The organism is Mesorhizobium sp. P3_A10 (assembly GCF_056403175.1).
Map to the genome: position 1 here is coordinate 122889 of NZ_JBFUFZ010000008.1, position 22200 is coordinate 145088.

Sequence of the window (22200 nt, forward strand, 5' to 3'; positions counted from 1 at the left end):
GCGCGAAACAGCAATCCAGAAAACCGGCGGCCGGTATTCCCGCCGCCGTTTTTTTGTGCCGGCGCGGCTCTCTTGCGCCGGCTTGCATCGGCGCTTACGCTCCAGCTTCCAAGGGGTTGGAGGGCATGGTGCGGGCAGGGACGATCTCAGCGATCAGGGCGATGGCGGCCGCATCCATGCTGGCAACGCTGACATGTTTTCCAGCCTTGGCCAATCAAGGCGGTGCGCCGCAGCCCGGCGCCTGGGCCGAGCGGGTGCAGATCCTCTACCAGAGCGAGACGCGCTCGGTGCTGCGCAGAACCGTGCGGGTGTGGGACTTCCATCCGGAACTGGATCTCGACTTCGTCTGGGAGCCGGCAGCCGGTCAGTCGCCCGACCGGACGATCGCCGCCGATGGCACCGTCAACGGCAAGGGCAGACTGGTCTGGCGGGTGCGCGGCTCGGCGAGCTACGACCCCAAGACCGTCTACTCCAGCTATTTCGGCGAGATCAAAAACGGCCGGCCCGATGGGCAGGGCCGGTTCGAGCTGCGCTCGGGTGAGATTCTCGACGGTCATTGGGTTGCCGGTGAACTCGATGGCCGCGGCATCCATGTCGATGCCGACGGCAATCGCTATGAGGGCGATTTCGTCGCCGGCGTGCCGAATGGCACGGGACGATTGCTGTCGAAGACCGGTGAAATCTTTGCCGGCTCGTTTGTCGACGGCCTGAAGAACGGCAAGGGCCGAACCCGGCTGCCCGGCGGCACCGTCTATGAATCGCAATGGGTGATGGGCAAGGAGATCGGCGCCTCGCGTCCCGATGTGCTGGCCGACGCCAGGGTGGGTGGACTGCTCAAGGCCCAGGCCGGCGGCGGCGATGCCGACAAGGTCGAGATCGGCATTGCCGTCGACCAGCGCATGACCCAGCAGTCGGACATGCAGTACCAGCATCTGGTGCGCGACGAGGACATCGCGATCTACCCGAGTTCGGACGAATACAACAACAGCTGGAACGGCGCCGGGCAGATCACCACCAGCAATGTCTACGAAGGCATGGACTGGGAGAATGCACCGGCCTTTGCCGAAGTAGACCTCAAGACGACCGACCGGTCGAAGGTCAAGCTAGACAGTCTCGAAATGAAGGTCGCCGCCAGCGACGCCTATCGCAAGCCGATGCTGTCGCTGGTCGAGCATTTCGGCTGTGTCGGCTTCCGGCCGGATTTCTCGATCCTCAACAATGGCTGGGGCGAAGCCAAGGACATGAAGATGTCGTTGCAGTTCACCACCGTCGACGAGGAAGACAACCCGACCGGCGAGCCCAGCCGGACGTTCACCAAGGACATCGGCACCGTCGGCGAGGGCGCCGACGTGTCGATCAAGAATGTGCTCGCCGAGGCGGGGGTGGATACTGCGAGCCTCGAAACCGGACGCTTTTCCTGCCAGTCGGCGGACGCCCTCAACGTCTGCCGCAGCCAGCTCACCAACAAGATCAAGTTCGGCGAGGTCGCCGACTATCTCGGCAACCGCAACCAGGCAATGACGGTCAACGCCATCGGCAAGTTCGACTATTCCTGGTCGGATGATCAAGGCAACGTCACGCAGCAGAGCGAGCCGTTCCGCATATCGATGACCCTGGTCGTGTTCGAGATTCCGGAATCATTGGCCGAATGCGGCGATGGTGGCGGCGGCACGCCGGAAGCGATGCGCTATCAGAACATCGAATTCCCGATCGGCAAGCAGGACTACACCATCCCCATGCCGGTGCGTGGCAACAAGAACCTCAGCGCCTATACGGCACGGCTCAAGATGTGGTCGTCGATGTCGTCAATCCATCGCTTCAGCATCGCCGCCCACTTCGCCGACGGCAGCATCCGCGAGAGCAAGCCGGTCACCTTCTTCTATTTCCGGCCGAAGGAGGCGCTGTTCCTGACCAAGACCGAACCGGCAGCCTGCTATCTGCCGCGCGAGATGGCCGGCTGCGGTTGAGCGATTCGCGCGGACTTTCGGAAGGCGATTATTTGCGCCCCGTCTCGAAATAATTCGGCAGCGGAATGAGCCGGGCAAAGATCGTGCCCTGGTCGAAGACGCGCAATTCCAGCATCGAACCTGACGAGCGCTCGGCGCTCTGGTCGAAGAGGAAATTGCCGAGCGAATAGACTTCCGCCACATCGCCGCCGCCGAGCGGCAAGATCGCCTCACTCGACACATGCGGGTGGCCGCCGATGATGGCCGAGACACCACGCAACCGCATCTGGTCGGCCAGCATGTCCTCGCGCGCTGATGGCTCGGTCTTGTATTCGCGCCCCCAATGCACGAAGGCGATCACCGGCCGCTCGGCATTCTCGTGCAGCAGCCGGTCGAGCAAAGCGGGCGTCAAAAGGTCGGTGTTCTTCGAGCCGTTGGTGTCGATATCGGTCAGCCCGACGAGATCGAGATCGGCCAGCGCCAGCGTCTCGCCCTGGCCGAAATGCGTAATGCCCGCCGCGTCGAGCGCGCGCAACGTTTCGGCATAGCCCGATGGGCCAAGATCGAACGTGTGGTTGTTGGCGAGGCCGACAGCGGCGACATGCAATTTCTTCAACATGTCGACAGCCAGCCCCTCGGGCATCGCCAGCGTCATGTCGTCGATGGCCTCCGGTACATTGGGCAGCACGACGCCTTCGAGATTGACGATCAGCGGCCGCGACCGGGTCAATGCCAGGACGTCGTCGACGATCCGGTCGGCGATGCCGTCGCGGACCAGAATCTTGCGCATGGCGCGGCCGAAATTCACGTCGCCGGCAAAGTAATAGATCTTGTCTTTCGCCCGGGTCGGGCTGTTGAAGCCGGGACCGAAGGCGCCGAACAGCGCCACGACATAGCTGGTGGTCCGCGCGACATAGTCGCTCGTGTGTTCCTGCGAATTCTCGTTGGCGATGACCAGTGGCCCGGCGCCAAACAGCGCCCGCTGCAGCTTGGTCTGGATATAGAGCGCGCCGACCGAATCGGCGTGATCCGGTTGGCGCAGTGCCGCGATGCCGTCGAGCGAGCCGGCGGCGAGGATGTTCAGCGTCTGCTGGTCGAAGCGCCGCGCATCGTGCTGCGGCAGATAGTGGGAGAAGTCGGTCGATTCGACGATCAACGTGTCGTCATCGACGATCGCTTTCAGGGGTTCCGCCAGCCGGTCCCAGTCGTCGCGGTGCGCCTTCACAGACATCGCCACCGGGACGATTTTCGCTTCAGGAAAATAGTGATGCAGGAAGGGCAGCATGGCCAGCACGCCATGCTCCTTGGCGAACAGGCAGGAGTCTTCGACGATGTCGCTGTTGGTCTCCAGCCGGCGCGCTGCCTCGATGTCAGCCGCGACCGGGCCAAGCACCGTGTCGAAGCCGCGTGTCGTGGTGGCGAAAAGTTTCTGCGTCTTGTGGAAATGGTCCGGCGACAGGATGACGATGCGCTTGTAGCGGAAACCGGACGCCGCATGGAATCCGAGCGCGACAAGATCGGCGGTCAAAAGGTGGTGCGGCACGGTGATGCCGGTCAGCCGCTGGTTGGAGGGTTCGACATTGGCGACTGCAGCGATGGCGTCGCGAAACAACGCGGCGTCGTCATAGAATTGGGGAAAGTTCTCGTTGCCCGGCGGGCAGGCGACAGGCGCCGCGAAGGCCGCTCCAAGCATGGTCAGGGACAGGATGGCCAGCGCCAGCAGGCGGACCGTCATGGCTCAGCCAGGACGATGTTCTCGACCCCGCCGACATAGTAGAACGGCTTCTGCTTCGCGGCGGTCAGCCGCACCACCTCGCGCGAGATATAGTCGGCGAGGCCGAACAGCGTCACGCCGCCATCGGAGGTTTTGGCTTTGCCGCGCAGGCCTTGGAGGACCGAATAGGTGAAGACGCCGTGGCCGAGCTCGGGCAGTTCGGCGGCGGTGTTGTTGGCGGCGGTGGCCGAGAAGACGACGATGCGCGCGTCCTGTGCATCTTTTTCCAGGCGCGGGTTGAAGGCGTTGGCGGCATGGCAGGTGTCGAGCAGCATGAAGCGCATGCCCTTGGCCCGTTCGACAGACTTCTGGATGTCCGACCAGTCGACCAGCGAAGACCGTTTCCAGCGCTTGGCGTCCTGTTTGCGGCCGTCGGTCGGGATGAAATAATAGTCCTCATCGATGTTGATGCCATGGCCGGCGACGAAGATGATGGTGGTGTCGTTCTCGCCGGGCTTGTCGAGGAAATCGGCGAGCTGGTCGTCGATCGTGTCCGCATCGGGCTCCAGAACACTCTCGGCGCTGGCGACCCTGAACACATCCTTGCCGCTGTCGGGCGCCTCGTCCAGCACTTCGCGGTTGACCAGCACCAGCGTCTCCATCGACGAGAACAAAGGCGCCGATTTCTGCGCGATCACGTTGAGGAATTCCGTCGCATCGTCGACGGGGTAGCGCAGATCGCAGGCATGACCGGCACAGGCCTCGGTGAGGAAAGGATATTTGTCGACGCCGATGACGGCGACGAAGAGCTTGCCCTTGTTGGCAAGCTTCTCGGTTTTCTTGGCCAGCGCCGTCACGCTGCGCTCGGTCAGGTAGCCGAATTCGTTGGTGCCGGTGATGCGGATGGTGTTTTCGCCGTTCTCGACCGGCACTTCGATGATGGTGTTCTTGCCGCCGTCGACCGAACGCGCGGTGACGTCGCCAACATTGCGGCTGTTCGACAGGATCGAGAAACCGGCGACATTTGCGCCGGCTTCACTGGCGCCGGTGATCTCGACAGCGACATAGCCGTCGCGGACATTGCTCTGGTCGGCGGCAAGCTTGAGGCCGAATTCCGGCGGCTTGCGCTGCAGCAGCTTCTGCAGTTCCTGATCGACGCCCGGCCGCATCTCCTCGACCGCCTGTTCGGCGCTGCGCAGAATGATCGCCCGGCGCACCATTTCCGGGCTCCACAGATATTTCTTCAGCTGACCGGCACTGATGAAGCGTCCCTCGTGGTCGCGGCCCTGGTTGACCTGCCATCCCACCAGCTTGTCGCCCTCATCCGACGAATAATAATAGCCCTGCGGCATCCAGGCGATCCACTCTGAGCCGGCAAAGAACATCGACACGATCAGTTTGTGGGTCTTCAGGTTCCACAGCCGCAAGGTCTGGTCGGCGCTGCCGGTGACCAGCAGGCCGGCATCCTCCGACACGGCCATGGCGTTGATCTCGCCGCTGTGGCCGGTGAATTCGCCGGAGATCCTGGCGGTCGCGGTTCTGTATTCAAGCAGCGTTCCGTCATTGCCGCCGGTGATCAGGCCAAGCCCGTTTTCGATCAGCGTGTAGGCCGAATGGACGAAGCCGTTGGTGGCGTCGTTTTCGATGCTGCGCGCGACCTTGCCGCCGTTGGCGATTTCCAGCACCGCATTTTCGAGCCCGTCCTTGCCGCCCGGCGCGGCGCGAAGTGACCATTGGCCGTCATCCAGAGCCGCCCGCGCATAGGCGTCCTGTCCGGCCGCCGGTTGCGGGTTGTCGAAGAAACGCTCCGCCGTCGGCAATGCCAGCATCTTGTCGAGCCCGCCCTGCCGTTCCGGGCAGGAGACGCGCTCGGGGCAGGGGTTGGCATTGCCCCAGGCGATGACGCCGTTCGTCGCGTCGATGCCGACCGCGGTCACCGGTTCGCCGGCGCCCTGCAGCAGCACCTTGCGCTCGCCGGTCGCGGGGTACCAGACCTGGATGGCGTTGCGGGTGCCGCCGGCGGTCGCCACCAGCGAGCCGTCGGCATTGGCGGCGCTGGCGAAGACGGTGCCGTCATGGCCGCTATAGTCGCGCTCGACCGCGCCGCTGTCGGTGTTCCAGACGATGGAGCGATGCTTGTCGGCACAGCGATAGCCGCAGGAAGCGACCAGCCGCGATCCCGAAGCAAAGGTCAGCGAGCCGATGAGGAAATCCTGCTTCGGCATGGCGCGGACGAGCGTGCCGTCGGCGGCGCGCCAGAGCTGCACCAGCCCGTCCTTGTCGCCGGTGGCGAACAGGCTGCCGTCCTGCGACACCGCGAGCGCGGCGACGCTGATGTCCCGCAACGCTTCGGCCTCGGCGGGCAAGGTGATCTCCTCGCCCTTGGCGACATCCCAGAGCCGGATGCCGTTGTCGGTGGTTGTCGCCGCCAGACGGGTTCCCGAGGCGGCGAAGGCCAGCTTGTCGATATGCCAGGAATCGGCATCGAGTTTGCTGCCCAGCGTCCAGCCGGTCGCCGATGTCCCATCTGCCCGCCACAGATAGACGAAGCCGTCGGCGCCGCCGGCTGCCAGGGTGTTTCCATCTGGGGAGAAGGCGAGGTCATAGATCGCATAGTCGGCGGCCTTCAGAACCGCCTTGATCTTGCCGGTGGCGAAATCGAACAGCCTGATATCGCCATAGGGCGGCTTGTCGCCGAGGCTGGCGCCGAAATAGCCGCCGGCGGCGATGGACTTGCCGTCCGGCGACACAGCGACCGCAAAGATCTTGCCGTCGCTGCCTTGCCCGAGATAGCCGCGAATGGTGCGCAGGCTCACCCCGCTTTGCCAGTCCCAGATGCGAATCGTCTTGTCGTTCGACGCCGAGACCAGTTCCTGGCCATCCGGCGTGAAGGCAAGGTCGTTGACCTGCGCGCTGTGGCCGCCGGTGTTGAGGTCGAGGTGGAAATCCAGCGCGTCTTCGGCATGGACGGCCGACGCCACCGCAAAGGTGCCTGCTACGGCCAGCCAGCGGAGAGCACGCATAAGGGTTGAGCGGCCCGGCATGATGTGTGGCCGCTATTTGGACTGAGCCGGAGGCGGCCCCTGGCGCACATAGGTCTCGATCGCCGAGGCAAAGTTGGAAGAACCGGCCTTGCGTTCCTTGTCTATATAGCCGGCAAAATAGCTCCAGAAGGAAACCGCATAGTCGCGAAAATAAGCGTCAGCCACTTCGCGCGAGCACAATTTGCCATCGACGCAGATGGAGAGGCGGTTGAGGAAATAGACGACGCGATCAAAATTGTCGCTGAAATCGGCAAGCGGCATGGTGCCGCCAGTTTCCGTCATCGCCTCGATGCCGATGCGCTGCCTGAACACCTGTTCCTCGGTCGGCGTCGGATTGGCGCCCAGCAGATTGTCGTATTTGGCATTGAGCGCCGCCAGCCGCTCCTTGAGCGCCCGCTGCGCCTCATGGAAGTCCTTGCTTTCCCAAAGCTCGACCAGCGACATCGTCTGCTCGACGCGCTTCTGATCCTGGTTGGCGAGAAACTGAAAGACCGAGAAGGCCAGGGTGAAGATGATTGCCAGGCGCACGGCCAACCCCGCCCAGGCATAGACCAGCATGCGCCAGTCGCGATCGGTGAAGGGGTTCGATTCCTTCTTGATCTCGTGGGCGCTCGGCCACGGAAAGCCTTCGGTGGTTTCCGGCAAGGTCTCCGGCTTCTTGTTCGCTGCCGGCGCTCGCGCCGTCAGCGCCTGTTGTGTTGCGTTGCCCCCCGGCTTTTTCATCCGCAGCTTTCCAGTTCGATTGTGGCGGTCGGGTCCAGCACGACGCCGGGCGCCTCCAGTTTCTTCTTCAGGCAATCGAGCTGCGTGCGTGAGATCATGAACTGCACGTCCGGCTCTGCCGGCGCCTTGTTCGGTGACGGCAAGGCCTCGACCACGCCGCGCGAGGCGCAGTTGCTCAAATCGACCACGACGGCGCCGTTGCCGGTTTTGGCGATCTGGTCGTACTGGTCGAGAAAACAGGTCGCCAGCTCGGAATTGGTGATGATCTGCTTGGCGCACAGGCCGCAGGCCTCATCCGCCGAAGCATTGGCGACCGACAGCCCGACAATGAGGCCGATGGCTGTTCCGCGCCAGGAAAAAACTGGGATAGTCACGAATGTCCTCGTCTGTTTCGTCCGGCCCCGTCGCGCCAGGGCTGCAAATGTTCACATATCATGCCCGCGCAAGGGCCGTCACGGCAATGCCAGTCTGGGCCAGTCTCGTCCGGCTCAGCTGCGGGGCACCGTCTCCATCGGGAAAATCATCACCGCGCCCTTCGGACCGCTCTTGTCGGCAAGCTTCATCACCGAGCGCGTCGCCGGCGCCATGCCGATGTCGGTCAGCATGGCGGAGAAGCCTTGCCCGCCGACCGCGCGTGTCGCCGAAGGCACGCCGTCCTGCGCGAGGAAGCTCAGATCTTCCTTCTCGCTTTGCGGCGGCGCCTCGGTCAGCACGGCGATCATCCGCTCCATGCCGAAGCTGGTGTCGGTGAAGGCGAGCAGGCCTTCCTTCAAGCCGGCGTCCGGCGATCCGTTGGCGGGGGCCAGCCGTTCGGCGACGATATGGGTGATCGAATAGTCGCTGCCTACATAGAGCACATTGATGTCGACATAGGCGTCCGATTCGTTGCGAGCCAGGACATGCACCTGGTCGCCGGGGGAGACGCGCGGCACGGTCGAAGCCTGCAGTGGCTCCAGCGCGTCGCTGTCCTTGCGTTTGATCTGGAATTCGACGCTGACCTCTTCGGGCCGATAGTCGGACGCGGCCGCGAGCCTCGACAGGCCGGTGGCGCGGAAGATCGTCGTCAGGTTCTTGGCGGTCGCGTCGACCAGCTTCTCGCGGTCATCGGGATGGATGATGATCAGCGGCGGCTTGCTGCCGTCCTTCAGCGACACGTCGCCCGAAGCGGTGAGGAACCACAGCGCCGGCTTGTCGGTGGCATCCTTGGCGGCGCCGGCGATGGCATTCTCGCGCAGCACCGCGAGCCGAAGGTCGGCGCTCTTGCCGGGCTCGACCAGCGCGATGTGGAAGCCTGAATTCTCCTTTGCCGCCAGTTCGTCGAGAACCGCATTGACGAGCGCGGTTTCCTTGTCGAGCCCTGCGGTCGCCGCCGGCCTCGCCACGACGAGCTTGTAGTCGACGGCGAGTTCGGCCAGCCGTGCATAAGCGTTGGCAGGAATGTCCGCCAGCTTCAGCGCCGGCTTGCCGTCGAACTCGACCGGCTTGACGCGGCTTTCCAGATTCTTGGCCGACTGTACTTCCAGGTAGCCAAGCACTTCGGAAAGCTGCGACAGCGCCGAGGGCAGGATGGCAAGCTTGCTGCCCGGGGTGAGGCGGTGCAGCAGTCCGGCGCCGATCGTCGCCTCGTCATCCTTGATCACGACAGGCCACTGCATGACCGCGTCGGTCTTGTCGGTGCCGAAGACGCGCGCGTCGAGTTCGCCTTCGAACAGCGGCGTCGGCCGCGTGCGGCTGTCGGCCGAGTATTGCTGCAGCACGGCCTGGCCGAGCTGGCGGTAGGTGACATCAGGGTTCTCGGCCAGTTTCGACAGGATGGTGAAGGTGAACAGGCCGAAGCGCGGCGCATCGGCGGTGCCCTTGGGCAACGGCATCTCGGGTGTCGTCTCGACCGTCTGCGCGGCATAGAAGGCCACCAGCTTGCCCTTGGTGATCGGCTCGCCGCCGGTCGGGGTCAGGTTGAAGGCAGGCTTGCGGGCGCCGTTCTCGTCGAAGCCGCGCGATGCGCCGACGGTGATGTCGTCATAGCTCTTGACGGCCGCGGCCTTCGCCGCCGCGTCGCCACCGACCAGATCGGCGAACTCGACCTTGCGCTCCATCTCGTCGTCGACCTCGGCGGCGCGTGTCGCCGTGCCGGAGTGGCAACAGTCGAACACGACCCAGACGAAAGCGCCCTTGTCGCGGATGGCGTCGAGTGCTGCGCCAACCTCGTTGTCGACCAGCGCATTCGGCACGCCCTCTTCGCGCTTGACCCATTTGTCGATGTCGACGGGCAGGAAAATCTCGTCGAGGCCGTCGGTCTCGTCGCCCTTCTTCGTCTCGGGTTGCTGGGCGCCATGGCCCGACAAATGCAGATAGACGAAATCGTCGCGCTGTACCTTGGCGGCGAGATCGGCAAGTGCGGCCTTGATTGCCGCGTGCGTCGGCAAGCCGTTGGCGCCTTCGACATCCTTGGCGAGCAGCGTGACGTTTTCGGCGGCAAATTTCACCCCGCCGGGCGTGTTCTTCAAGAGATAGTCGCGCACCAGACCGGCATCGTTCTTGGGTCCGATCAGCCAGTTCTTCTGCGGCAGGTTCGGGTAGTCGGTGCAAGCGACCAGCAGCGCGTGGTAGGTGCGCGAGGCGGCCAGGGCCCGGAACGATAGCGTGCCGGCAACCGTCAGCGCGGACGCGCCGACAAGCAGCGTCCGTCGTGTCAATTTGATCATCATTGCTTCCCCAAGCCCGATCGAATTTCCAAGTGCCGCAACCCTCGTCGAGGATTTTGTCAGCATTTTGAATGTTGTGCAGCGACCCGTCTCGCAATCGGGCTTTCCAGCCGAGAAGGCGCCGATATCGTCTTTGTCAGCCAGAAACAGTAGCAAAAATGACGGTTCGTCGCTATCTGAGTGGCACAGGAAGCATTCGTACACAGAAATAGACTGCCAACGGCGCAGACGGGTTGGAAACAGGATCATGGCCGCAAGGGATGTGCTGACGAAGAACCAGTTGTGCGTGCTCGAGAAGCTCGAGGCCGCCAGCGGGCCGCTCAGCGCCTATACATTGCTCGACCAGCTGCGCGAACGCGGTTTTCGCGCGCCGCTGCAGGTCTACCGCGCGCTCGACACGCTGGTGAAGTCCGGTTTTGTGCATAGGCTCGAAAGCCTCAACTCCTTCGTTGCCTGCGCCGAGCCGCACGACCACAGCCATTCGATGACCGCCTTTGCCATTTGCGACACATGCGGCCAGGTGACCGAATTCTCCGACCACGATGTCGGCCACCGGCTGGACGAATGGGTGCGTTCGACCGGCTTCGCCGCCAAGAAAGCGGTGATCGAGTTCCGCGGCACCTGCGCCAAGTGTTTGGCCGAAGCCGCCTGAACCTGGCTTAGTGCGCCTCGTCCCAGTTGTTGGCGGCGCGAGCATCGACATGCAGCGGCACCGACATCGAAACCGCCGGCATCGGAGCGTTCTCCATCACACGGCGCACGACCGGGATCGTCGCCTCGACTTCCGCTTCCACCGTCTCAAAGATCAGCTCATCATGCACTTGCAGCAGCATGCGGGCCGAGAGTCCGGCCTTATCAAGAGCATCCTCCATGTGCACCATGGCGCGGCGGATGATGTCGGCGGCGGTGCCTTGCAGGCGCGCGTTGATCGAAGCGCGTTCGTTGAAGGCGCGGATCGAGGGATTTGACGATCTGATCTCGGGATAATGGATGCGGCGGCCAAAAATGGTTTCGACGAAGCCGTGTTCGCGGGCATAGGCCTTGGTGGCTTCGATGTAGTCGCGGATGCCCGGGAAGCGCTCGAAATATTTCTTGATGTAGGCGCCGGCCTCGTCGCGCGGGATCGACAGCTGGTTGGCGAGGCCGAAGGCGGAAATGCCGTAGATGATGCCGAAATTGATCGCCTTGGCGCGGCGGCGGATCTCGCCGGGCATGCCTTCGACAGGCACGTTGAACATTTCCGACGCGGTGATGGCATGGATGTCGGCGCCATCGGCGAAGGCCTGTTTCAGCTGCGGTATCTCGGCGACATGGGCGAGCACGCGCAATTCGATCTGGCTGTAGTCGGCCGAGACCAGCTTGTTGCCCTTGTCGGCGATGAAGGCCGTTCTGATCTTGCGCCCTTCCGCTGTGCGCACCGGGATGTTCTGCAGATTGGGATCGGAGGACGACAGCCGGCCCGTCGTCGTCGCTGCTAGCGCGTAGGAGGTGTGGACGCGCTTGCTGTCGGGATGGATGAAGCCGGGCAGCGCATCGGTGTAGGTCGATTTCAGTTTGGTGAGCTGGCGCCAGTCGACGATCTTGCGCGGCAGTTCGTGGCCTTCGGCTGCGAGATCTTCCAGAAGCTGCGCCGAGGTCGACCATTGCCCGGTCTTGGTCTTCGATCCGCCGGGCAGGCCCATGCGTCCGAACAATATGTCGCCGAGCTGCTTGGGCGAACCGATGTTGATGCGCTCGCCGACGAGCTGGTAGATTTCCTCCTCCAGCCGGGCTGCACCTTGCGCCAGTTCGCCTGACAGCCGTGACAGGATCTGCCGGTCGACGGAGATGCCGCGCTGTTCCATTCTGGCCAGCACCGGCACCAGCGGCCGTTCCAGCCGCTCATAGACCGAAACGAGGCCTTTGGCCGCCAGCCGTGGCTTCAGCACCTGCCAGAGCCTGAGTGTCACGTCGGCGTGGCCGGCGGCGTAGGCGGTTGCCCTGTCGATATCGACCTGCTCGAATCCGACAGAGCTTCTTCCCGAGCCGGCGAGATCCTTGAGCGGGGTCGTTGCATGGCCAAGCCATTTGTCGGCAAGCGAGGACAAAGTGTGGTGGCCGGTGCCGGCGTCGAGCACATAGGAGATCAGCATGGTGTCGTCGAAGGGCGCGATGTCGATGCCGTGGCGGCTCATGACGACGAGGCCGGATTTCAGCTCCTGCGCGATCTTGAGAACGGACTTGTCCTCCAGCAACGGCTTCAGCAGAGCGAGCGCCTCGCGGACCGGGATCTGGTTGTCGAGCGCACCGCCGCCGAGCAGGTCGCCGTTGCCGCTCTTGTGGGTCAGCGGCACATAGGCGGCGCGGCCGGGCGCGGTGGCGATTGCCAGGCCGATGAGCTCGGCCTGCATCGGATCGGGCAAGGTGGTCTCGGTCTCGAAGGCGACGATGCCGGTGGCAATCGCCTCCGATATCCAGGCCTTCAGCGTGGCGGTGTCGCGGATGGCGACATAGGCGCCGGTGTCGATCTTGCCCGCGCCGGCTGCTTCCAGGCGAAGTGCCGAGAGCAGGGAAGGGGTGTCGCCTTGTTTTGCCGCTTCCGCCCTGGGCGTGCCCGCCGCCGCTTTGCCTGTCCGGGTGTCCGCCGTGCTTTCGGCGACAGGCACTCCCGCCCCGACATCGGGGCCATGTGCGGTATCGGCGCGCTCGACCGTCACAGCGACAGCCTGGACATCGCCAGTCTCGGTTGCGGTGGCTTCCGCGACGCGGCGGGTCAGCGAGGTGAACTCCATGGTCTTGAGGAAGCCGATCAGCTTGGGTCCGTCGGGCTCGTGCAGCACGAAATCATCGAGCCCGTCGGTCACCGGAACGTCGTTCTTCAGCGTCACCAGCTGGCGCGAAATGCGCGCCTTGTCGGCATTGGCGATGATCGATTCGCGTCTTTTGTCCTGCTTGATCTCGCCGGCGCGGGCGAGCAGTGCGTCGAGGTCGCCGAACTGTTCGAGCAACTGCGCCGCCGTTTTCGGTCCGATGCCCGGCACGCCCGGCACATTGTCGACGGAATCGCCGGTCAGCGCCTGCAGGTCGATCATCTTTTCCGGCGGCACGCCCCATTTCTCCACGACTTCGGGAACGCCGATCTGGCGGTCCTTCATCGGGTCGTACATGCCGACCGTCGGGCCAACCAGCTGCATCAGATCCTTGTCGGAGGAGATGATGGTGGCGTCGCCGCCGGCTTCGCTGGCCAGCCGGCAATAGGTGGCGATCAGATCGTCGGCCTCGAAGCCTTCCATTTCGATGCAGGGCAGGTTGAAGGCCTTGGTCGCCTGGCGGATAAGGCCGAATTGCGGGATCAGGTCTTCGGGCGGCGCCGAGCGGTTGGCCTTGTATTCGGGGTAGAGCTCATTGCGGAAGGTTTTCGACGAATAGTCGAAAATGACCGCAAAATGCGTCGGCACGACCCCGACATCGGTGTTGCGGGCGTCCAGCATCAGCTTCCACAGCATGTTGCAGAAGCCGGAAACGGCCCCGACCGGCAGACCGTCGGATTTGCGGGTCAGCGGCGGCAGCGCGTGATAGGCGCGGAAAATGTAGCCGGAGCCGTCGATAAGGAAGAGATGATCGCCTTTTTTCATGCCGGCAGGGATAGCGCGGCATGATGCTGCGGTCCATGGCAAAGGCGGCTTCAACCACTGGTTCCAGCAACACCCTGACAGAGTGGTCGGCTCACGCACATGTTACAAAAGTGTAATTTTGGCGCCCTTGAAACGCCACGTTCGAAGACACAAATAACACCCATCGGCAGTTTTCGCCGAGTCCGGAGCAAGGCCCGTCCCCCGCCTATCCCGGACACTTGCGGCAGCCTATCCCCCCTCTCCGGGCTGCCGCATCGTTTCGAGTAAAACGCCGCCGTGGTTCCCCCTCCACCACGGCGGCATTTTTTTGCCTTGCGACAGCTGTTTGTGGCCCGTGGTCCAATGATCGCGGGCTTTTCGTTCTGGAGACGCGCCGTTAGGGTTGCCGCTCAGAATCGAAAGGCTTGACCCGATGTCCGCAGTTTCCCCCGTCCTCGACCGTCTCGACAGCAATTTCGACCAGAGCCTGGAGCGGCTGTTCGGCCTGCTCAGGATCAAGTCGATCTCTACCGATCCGGCCTATGCCGCCGACTGCCGCAAGGCTGCGGAATGGCTGGTGGCGGAGCTCAAGCTGATCGGGTTCGACGCCAGCGTGCGCGACACACCCGGGCATCCGATGGTGGTTGCGCATCATGACGGGCCTGCCGGCTCACCGCATGTGTTGTTCTATGGCCATTACGACGTGCAGCCGGTCGACCCGATTGAGCTTTGGGAAAACGACCCGTTCGCACCCGAGGTGAAAGAGGTCGCGCCCGGCCACAAGGTGATCACCGGCCGTGGTTCGGCTGACGACAAGGGGCAGCTGATGACCTTTGTCGAGGCCTGCCGCGCCTGGAAGCAGGTGCATGGCAATCTGCCGTGCCGCGTCACCATCCTGTTCGAGGGCGAAGAGGAGTCCGGCTCGCCGTCACTGAAGCCGTTCCTCGATGCCAACAAGGCCGAGCTCAAGACTGATTTCGCGCTGGTCTGCGACACCGGCATGTGGGACCGCGAGACGCCGTCGATCTGCGTCTCGCTGCGCGGCATGGTCGGCGAGGAGATCACCGTCAAGGCCGCCGACCGCGACCTGCATTCCGGGCTCTATGGTGGCGCCGCCGCCAATCCGATCCGCATCCTGGCGAAAATCCTGGCCGACATCCATGACAAGGATGGCCACATCACCATTCCCGGCTTCTATGACGGCGTCGAGGAGACGCCGTCGCAGATTCTGAAATCCTGGGAGACGCTCGGCGAGACGGCCGAAACCTTCCTTGGGCCTGTTGGCCTTTCGATCCCATCCGGCGAAAAGGGCCGCTCGGTGCTCGAACTGACCTGGGCACGGCCGACCGCCGAGTTCAACGGCATCATCGGCGGCTACACCGGCAAGGGCTTCAAGACGGTGATCGCCGCGGAAGCCTCGGCGAAGGTGTCGTTCCGCCTCGTCCACAAGCAGAATCCCGAGAAGATCCGCGCTGCTTTCGAAGCCTTCGTCAGGGAGCGCATTCCCGGGGACTGCTCGGTCGAATTCCACCCGCATGGCGGCTCGCCGGCGATCCAGCTTTCCTACGACTCGCCGTTCCTGGCCAAGGCCAAGGACGCGCTCTCCGACGAATGGGCGAAACAGGCGGTCACCACCGGTGGTGGCGGCTCGATCCCGGTGGTCGGCGATTTCCAGACCTATCTCGGCATCGAATCTCTGCTGGTCGGCTTCGGCCTCGACGACGACCGTATCCATTCGCCCAACGAGAAATACGAGCTGACCTCCTTCCACAAGGGGCAGCGCTCCTGGGCGCGCATTCTCGATGCGCTGACGCGCTGACAGAGCCAAAAGACAAGTTTCTGTTGATTTTTCATCACATCGCGGCGAGGACGGAGCACGCCGCGACCGGAGAAGACAATGGCCGACATCCGTTTCCACAAAAATGACCTGCCCGACCTCTCGCACTACAATGTCGGGGCGGTGGCCATCGACACCGAGACGCTGGGGCTGAACCCGCATCGCGACCGGCTTTGCGTGGTGCAGATCTCGCCGGGCGACGGCACGGCCGACGTCATCCAGATCGCACCCGGCCAGAAGAAGGCGCCGAACCTCGTCAGCCTGCTCAGAAATCGCGGCATCACCAAGCTGTTCCATTTCGGCCGTTTCGACATCGCGGTGCTCTACAACGCCTTTGGCGTCATGGCCGAACCGGTGTTCTGCACCAAGATCGCCTCGCGGCTGACGCGCACCTACACCGACCGGCACGGGCTGAAGGACATCTGCAACGAACTTCTGGGCGTCAGCCTGTCAAAGGTGCAGCAATCGTCGGATTGGGCGGCCGAGACACTGTCGCCCGAACAGCTCGAATATGCCGCGTCCGACGTGCTCTATCTGCACCGGCTGCGCGACGTGTTGGCCGGGCGGCTGGCGCGCGAGAACCGGACCAAGGAAGCCGACGCCTGCTTCCGCTTCCTGCCGACGCGTGCCAAGCTCGACCTGATGGGCTGGGGCGAGGAAGATATTTTCGCCCACAGCTGATAGCCAGGAACCAAGGCGCCAACCGCTGCGTTCTGTCGGCTCAAAGAGGGATGACATGACAGACCGCAAGCCGATCTCCACCGCGCCAATGGACGGCTCCAAGATCACTGTCCAATGGAAAGACAGCGACGGCGTGATCAACGAATCTCCCGCGCAGTATCGCGACGATGGCTGGTGGGTCTATGTCGACAGCAACACACAGAAGAAGGTCGAGCCGACCAGCTGGCGGCCTGCTTCTAGCGACGATGACGACGAGTGACGCCGCCGCTGGCGGGACCAGCTGCTTTCTGTCTTTCTATTTTGACGCAATTCCGGACGGAAAACCGTTTCACACTTTTCCTGGAATTGCTCTAGCCTGAAGCCGTTGAAATCGAGGCCGATTCGGAGCCTTCGCTCCGTCGCCTCATCCTTGCGGAGGAACTCGCTATGGGTATCGAAAGTCTTCTCGTCTTCATCATCATCGGTGCCATCGCCGGCTGGCTCGCCGGCCTCATCGTCTCGGGCTTCGGTTTCGGCCTGATCGGCAACATCATCGTTGGTATCGTCGGCGCGTTCATCGCCGGCTGGCTTTTCCCGAGGCTCGGCTTCGCCATCGGCGGCGGCATTCTCGGCTCCATCATCAACGCCACGATCGGCGCCGTCATTCTGTTGCTGCTGGTCAAGGTCTTGAAGCGAGCGTGAGGCTCGATATCGATAAGAGCGCGCCATGAAACAGAATACGCTCTATCTCATCATTGGCGCGCTCATTGTCGTGGTCATTGCACTCGGCATCTACGTCTATCGCGAACAAACTAGGCCGAAAGGCGTGGAACTCAAGATCGACGACAAGGGCATTTCGATCCAGCAGAACTAAGCGCATGCTGCGGAGCGTGATCTGATCCTCGACGACGAGACAGGGCCGGACGACGACGAGATCAAAATGTCCGTCGAGGAATGGCTGAGATTCAATCCTCAGCCCAAGTTCACGAACGCTATTCGCGACCGGCTGCGGGTGTTTCGATTCCTGAGAAAGCCGCCGGCTGTCAGCGCATTGCATGACCGGCAGGCGGCGTTTTCGGATACCATGGTCGCCACGGTGGCGTTCAACCGGCCGGACGTGATCGAATGGCAGATCTATCTGGTGCGCCGGCACCTGGCTGAGCGCGACGGCTACATCGTCTTCGACAACAGCAGCAATGACGAGGCCAGGCTGGCAATCGCCGATCTATGCCAGCGACAGCGTGTCCCCTATGTCGGCCTGCCCAGAAACAAACTGTATGTCAGCGCCTCGCATGGCCTCGCGCTGAACTGGATCACGCGCAATTTCGTGAGAAAATACCGGCCGCTGCGGTTCGGCTTCATCGACCACGATATCTTTCCCACCAGGGCGTTTTCCGTTCGCGAGCTGATGCAGGGGAAAATCCTCTACGGCTATCCGCGCCGCGATACGCCGACGCCGGGCGGCTGGTTCCTGTGGCCGGGCTTTTGTTTCTATGACGCAGGCGTGCTGCGGCGGCGGCTGGATTTCGCACCAAGCGGCAAATTCCACATGGATGCCGGCGGCGGCAACTGGCCGGTGCTCTACCGCCCGGCCGATCCGAGCCAGATCCGGTTTGCCGAAAAGAAGTGGCACCGCTTCGGAGCCGGCCGCAGCCTCTATGACGGCTTCTTCAAGGAGATCGACGGCTGGCTGCATGTCGGCAACGCTTCGCAATGGAAGCAGCCGCAGGTCGACAGGCGCGAACCGCTCGTCGCCCTGCTGCGGCAAGCGGCTGGCGCCGATGCGCCGGATGTGACGTTCGCGCCGATCTGATCCCATTCGGCCAGGCTGAGCCAACTTAACGCGCCTTTAAACTGCCGCATCTACTCTTCAACCCGAACGCCATAGTCATCGGGACAGACAGCGCAGCGCATGGCGAACCGCAAAGACAGCCGCATCGAACCCAGCTTCGAGGGAACGCCACGGGCGAAATCCCCGGCCGGTTTTTCGGTGAGCGAGGAGGATCGCGTCGTGCCGAGCAACCGCAAATCCTCCGCAGGACGTAAATCCACCAAGGCGAAATCGTCGCGCCGGGGTCGCGGCAGAAACCGGCGCGGCCTGTTCGGGGTGCTTGCCCGGCTGTTCTACTGGTGCTTCGTGATGGCCATCTGGGGCGGCATCGCGGTGGCCGGCATCGTCGTCTATTACGGCGCCAAAATGCCGGCGGCCACCACCTGGTCGATCCCTGACCGCGCCCCCAACATCAAGATCGTTTCCGTCGACGGCCAATTGCTGGCCAATCGCGGCATGAGCGGCGGCGAGGCCGTCGGCCTGCACGAAATGTCGCCCTACATCCCCGAAGCCGTCATCGCCATCGAGGACCGCCGCTTCTATTCGCATTTCGGCATCGACCCGATCGGTCTTTCCCGCGCCATGGTGACCAATGTGCTCGGCGGTCATTTCTCGCAGGGCGGCTCGACGCTGACCCAGCAGCTGGCCAAGAACCTGTTCCTGACGCCGGACCGCACGCTGGAACGCAAGGTGCAGGAGGTGCTGCTGTCGCTATGGCTGGAGCACAAGCATACCAAGGACCAGATCCTCGAAATGTACCTCAACCGGGTCTATTTCGGCTCCGGCGCCTATGGCGTCGAGGCAGCTTCGCGCCGCTATTTCGGCAAGAGCGCGCGCGATGTCACGCTGTCGGAAGCAGCCCTTCTGGCCGGCCTGTTAAAGGCGCCGTCGCGGCTGTCGCCGGCGCGCGACCCGAAGGCGGCGGAGGAGCGCTCACAGCTGGTGCTGGCCGCCATGCGCGAGGAGGGCAAGATCAGCGCCAAGGAACTGGCGTTTGCGATGAGCGCGCCGGCGACGCGCTCGCCCTCCTACTGGACCGGTTCGGAAAACTACGTCGCCGACACCATCATGGAAGAACTGCCCGACCTGATCGGCGCCGTGCGCGGCGACATCGTCGTCAACACCACGGTCGACCTGAACCTGCAGAAGCTCGCCGAACAGTCGATCCGCCGGCTGATCGACGAGAGCGGCAAAAAACTCAATGTCAGCCAGGGCGCGCTGGTGTCGATCGACAATTCCGGCGCCGTGCGCGCCATGGTCGGCGGCTACGACTATTCGACCAGCCAGTTCGACCGCGCCTCTGAAGCCCGCCGCCAGCCAGGCTCGGCGTTCAAGCCTTTCGTCTACATGGCGGCGCTGGAAGCCGGCCGCACGCCCGATAGCGTGCGCAATGACGCGCCGATCAAGATCGGCAAATGGACGCCGGACAATTACGGCGGCAAGTATTTCGGCAAGGTGACGCTGGCGACCGCACTGGCGAAATCGCTGAACTCGGTCGCCGCACAGCTGACCATGGAAGTCGGGCCCGACGCGGTGGTCGAGGCGGCGCACCGCATGGGCATCCAGTCCGACCTGATCGCCAACACCTCGATCGCGCTCGGCACCTCCGAGGTGACGCCGCTGGAATTGACCTCGGCCTATGTGCCTTTCGCCAATGGCGGCTACAAGCCGGACATCCATTTCATCCGTCGGGTGACGACCACCGAGGGTAAGGTGCTGTTTGACGACAATGGCGGCAGCGCGCCGCGCGTCGTCAAGACCGAGATCGTCGGCATGATGAACTCGATGATGACCGGCACGGTCGAAACCGGCACCGCGAAGAAGGCGGCTTTTGCCTGGCCGGCCGCCGGCAAGACCGGCACCAGCCAGAATTCGCGCGACGCCTGGTTCGTCGGCTACACCGCCAATCTCACCACCGGCGTGTGGTTCGGCAATGATGACGGCAGTCCGATGAAGAAGGTCACCGGCGGCGCGCTGCCGGCGCAGGCCTGGCATGAGTTCATGGTCGCCGCCCATGAGGGCGTGCCGGTGCGGCCATTGCCCGGAACCTGGAAGTCGACGCCGGCCGATACGATCGTACAGGACGAAATGCCGTCATCCGGTCCAGCCCAGCCGGCACCGGTGCCGCCGGCGTCCGTCGGCCAATCCGCGCCGGCGCCACGGGCGCAAGTGCCGGTCGCCCAGGCGCCTGCGCCGACGCGCGCGCCGCGGCCGGCCGAAACGGTCGATGCCGATGGGCTGGCGATGCCGGGCGATGAGGGCACCACCGCTTCGATCAAGCACCCGGTGCCGCCCGGCAATGTCGGCGGCCCGACCAAGAAACGGCAGACGTCTATCCTAGACATTCTCGGCGGCGGCTAAGCGACCCCTCGCCACCGCAATCGCCTTCCGCTACATGTCCGGCTGGAGACAGCGACATGGCAGAGACCGACACCAGAAAAACCATCGTGCTGACCGGCGCCAGCCGCGGTATCGGCCATGCCACGGTCAAGCGCTTTTCGCGCGAGGGCTGGCGGGTCATCACCTGCTCGCGCCAGGCCTTTGCCGAGGATTGTCCGTGGCCGGCCGGTCCGGAGGACCATATCAAGGTCGATCTCGCCGATCAGGAGGATGTCGGCATCGCCGTCTCGGAGATCCGCCATCGGCTGGAAGCGCATGGCGGCCAGCTGCATGCGCTGGTCAACAATGCCGGCATCTCGCCGAAGCTCAAGGACGGCAACAGCCGCATGAACTCGATCGACACGCCGATGCATGTCTGGCGCGACGTGTTCCAGGTCAATTTCTTCGCGCCGATCATGCTCGCGCGAGGCCTCTTCAAGGAACTGGCGGCGGCCAAGGGCTCGATCGTCAACGTCACCTCGATCGCCGGTACCCGCGTGCATCCTTTCGCCGGTACGGCCTATGCGACGTCGAAGGCAGCACTCGGCTCGCTGACGCGCGAAATGGCGCATGATTTCGGTCCGCACGGCATCCGCGTCAACGCCATAGCGCCCGGCGAAATCGACACCGCGATCCTGTCGCCGGGCACCGACAAGATCGTCGAGACCATACCGCTGCGGCGGCTGGGCACGACGGCCGAAGTCGCCGACATCATCTTCTTCCTGTGCTCGCAGCAGGCGTCCTATGTGACGGGCTCGGAAATCCACATCAATGGCGGTCAGCACGTGTGAGCGGCTGACTTCAGGCTGGAGGCAGCTCAGCCGGCCATGGTGAGAACAGCCTTGCCGCTGAAGCTGCGCTGTCGCAGGGCGTCCAGGGCTTGGGCGATGTCCGTCCACGGCACGGTCAGGGCCACGCGGGTTTCCAGCCGGCCAGCCGCGACCAAAGCGAGTAGCGAGGCGATGTCGGCGCCTATGGCTGGACCGGACGTGTAGTAGGCGAAGGTCTGGAGCCTCGCGCCCTCGTGACCGGGAACGAACTGGCGGAAGCCAATCGGCGTCAGTTCGCCGCTGCTCGAGCCGAACATGACGATGGTGCCGCCGGGTGCGACGCGTTCGATCGCGTGTGCGAGGCTTTGGCCGCCGACCGACTCGGTGATCAGCGAGAACGGCCCACGGGCAAGTTCGATCGACTCGACGACCTGCCCGGCCCCAAGACCGCGGAGATCTTCGGCATGCCGGACGGCGGCAACCGCAGTCACCGAGGCACCTTGCTCGCGGGCGATCTGGATCTGGAAACGGCCGACGGCACCGCTTGCGCCGGTGATCAGGACGCGCTGTCCCGCGAGGTCACCGCCATGGCGCAAAGTCCTCAGCGCCGTCGTGCCTGCGACCGGAAGCGTGGCGGCGGAAACGACACTGACCTCATCCGGAAGGACGGCGAGACGGTCGGTCGAGACGGCGACACGTTCGGCCCAGCCGGCCTCATCGACCAAAGCCACAATTCGGGCGCCGACGGCCGGCCCGGAGCCATCAGGCGCTGCCCGTTCGACAATTCCAACGATGTCCTGGCCTGGTATCCAGCCGTCTGGACGTATGGCGAGCAGGCGCAGTTCGCCGCGATTCAACGAGGTTGCGTGGACCGAAACTAGCGCTTCGTTCGCGGCTGGCTGAGGCTCGTCGAGTTCAGCGAGCCTCAGCCCGGTGGCGCTATCGGAAGCTATGATCAGGGCGAGCATCGGGGTCGTACCTTCCTGCCGGTTTGTGGA

General features: G+C 63.7%; 17 protein-coding genes. 10 read left to right on the forward strand and 7 right to left on the reverse strand.

Going from position 1 to position 22200, the window contains the following annotated elements; all coding sequences use genetic code 11:
* Positions 1 to 161: 161 nt before the first annotated feature.
* Positions 162 to 1967, forward strand: coding sequence for an MORN repeat-containing protein (locus AC1DXU_RS26355; protein ID WP_477373698.1), 1806 nt, complete (start codon positions 162 to 164; stop codon positions 1965 to 1967).
* 28 nt (positions 1968 to 1995) lie between these two features.
* Here AC1DXU_RS26355 and amrB read toward each other — a convergent pair whose 3' ends face one another.
* The 5 genes from amrB to AC1DXU_RS26380 all read right to left on the reverse strand — a co-directional run bounded on the left by amrB (position 1996) and on the right by AC1DXU_RS26380 (position 10132).
* Positions 1996 to 3681, reverse strand: a complete 1686-nt coding sequence (gene amrB, locus AC1DXU_RS26360; RefSeq protein WP_477373700.1) for an AmmeMemoRadiSam system protein B — start codon at positions 3679 to 3681, stop codon at positions 1996 to 1998.
* Positions 3678 to 6683, reverse strand: a complete 3006-nt coding sequence (locus AC1DXU_RS26365) for a caspase family protein (RefSeq protein ID WP_477373702.1) — start codon at positions 6681 to 6683, stop codon at positions 3678 to 3680. Before AC1DXU_RS26365 ends, amrB begins: the two co-directional genes overlap by 4 nt.
* Before the next feature lie 33 nt (positions 6684 to 6716).
* Positions 6717 to 7427 carry a DUF4760 domain-containing protein gene (locus tag AC1DXU_RS26370; protein WP_477373704.1) on the reverse strand — a complete coding sequence of 237 codons (711 nt, stop codon included), beginning with the start codon at positions 7425 to 7427 and terminating at the stop codon, positions 6717 to 6719.
* Positions 7424 to 7801, reverse strand: coding sequence for a hypothetical protein (locus AC1DXU_RS26375; RefSeq protein WP_477373706.1), 378 nt, complete (start codon positions 7799 to 7801; stop codon positions 7424 to 7426). The genes AC1DXU_RS26370 and AC1DXU_RS26375 overlap by 4 nt, the downstream gene beginning before the upstream one ends.
* A 114-nt stretch (positions 7802 to 7915) precedes the next feature.
* Positions 7916 to 10132 (reverse strand): caspase family protein, encoded by a 2217-nt coding sequence (locus tag AC1DXU_RS26380; protein ID WP_477373708.1) that lies wholly within the window; start codon positions 10130 to 10132, stop codon positions 7916 to 7918.
* A 247-nt stretch (positions 10133 to 10379) separates the two neighbouring features.
* On the opposite strand from AC1DXU_RS26380, the gene AC1DXU_RS26385 reads away from it, so the two are divergent.
* Positions 10380 to 10784, forward strand: coding sequence for a Fur family transcriptional regulator (locus AC1DXU_RS26385; protein ID WP_023675234.1), 405 nt, complete (start codon positions 10380 to 10382; stop codon positions 10782 to 10784).
* Between the two features lie 7 nt (positions 10785 to 10791).
* Here AC1DXU_RS26385 and polA read toward each other — a convergent pair whose 3' ends face one another.
* Complete coding sequence (polA, locus tag AC1DXU_RS26390) at positions 10792 to 13746, reverse strand: DNA polymerase I (protein ID WP_477373710.1); 2955 nt, start codon at positions 13744 to 13746, stop codon at positions 10792 to 10794.
* A gap of 412 nt (positions 13747 to 14158) precedes the next feature.
* Here polA and AC1DXU_RS26395 point away from each other — a divergent pair, with 412 nt between their 5' ends.
* The 8 genes from AC1DXU_RS26395 (at position 14159) to AC1DXU_RS26430 (ending at position 21223) form a co-directional block, all read left to right on the forward strand.
* Entirely contained in the window at positions 14159 to 15544 is a 1386-nt protein-coding gene (locus AC1DXU_RS26395; protein WP_477373712.1) for a M20/M25/M40 family metallo-hydrolase, read from the forward strand.
* Between the two features lie 78 nt (positions 15545 to 15622).
* Positions 15623 to 16243 (forward strand): ribonuclease D, encoded by a 621-nt coding sequence (locus AC1DXU_RS26400; protein WP_477373714.1) that lies wholly within the window; start codon positions 15623 to 15625, stop codon positions 16241 to 16243.
* Positions 16244 to 16298: 55 nt separating this feature from the next.
* A complete protein-coding gene (locus tag AC1DXU_RS26405; RefSeq protein ID WP_477318960.1) occupies positions 16299 to 16502 on the forward strand; it encodes a hypothetical protein in 204 nt (67 codons plus the stop codon).
* Positions 16503 to 16669: 167 nt separating this feature from the next.
* The gene (locus tag AC1DXU_RS26410) at positions 16670 to 16924 is read left to right on the forward strand and encodes a GlsB/YeaQ/YmgE family stress response membrane protein (RefSeq protein ID WP_477318962.1); all 255 of its coding nucleotides are present in this window, start codon (positions 16670 to 16672) and stop codon (positions 16922 to 16924) included.
* 25 nt (positions 16925 to 16949) lie between these two features.
* Positions 16950 to 17096 carry a hypothetical protein gene (locus AC1DXU_RS26415; protein WP_473582237.1) on the forward strand — a complete coding sequence of 49 codons (147 nt, stop codon included), beginning with the start codon at positions 16950 to 16952 and terminating at the stop codon, positions 17094 to 17096.
* Between the two features lie 66 nt (positions 17097 to 17162).
* A complete protein-coding gene (locus AC1DXU_RS26420) occupies positions 17163 to 18035 on the forward strand; it encodes a hypothetical protein (RefSeq protein ID WP_477373716.1) in 873 nt (290 codons plus the stop codon).
* Between the two features lie 99 nt (positions 18036 to 18134).
* On the forward strand, positions 18135 to 20414 hold the full coding sequence (locus AC1DXU_RS26425) for a transglycosylase domain-containing protein (protein WP_477373718.1): 2280 nt from the start codon (positions 18135 to 18137) through the stop codon (positions 20412 to 20414).
* Positions 20415 to 20470: 56 nt separating this feature from the next.
* On the forward strand, positions 20471 to 21223 hold the full coding sequence (locus AC1DXU_RS26430; protein WP_477305150.1) for an SDR family NAD(P)-dependent oxidoreductase: 753 nt from the start codon (positions 20471 to 20473) through the stop codon (positions 21221 to 21223).
* Between the two features lie 26 nt (positions 21224 to 21249).
* On the opposite strand, the gene AC1DXU_RS26435 is transcribed toward AC1DXU_RS26430, so the two are convergent.
* A complete protein-coding gene (locus AC1DXU_RS26435) occupies positions 21250 to 22170 on the reverse strand; it encodes a zinc-binding dehydrogenase (RefSeq protein ID WP_477373720.1) in 921 nt (306 codons plus the stop codon).
* Between the last annotated feature and the right edge of the window lie 30 nt (positions 22171 to 22200).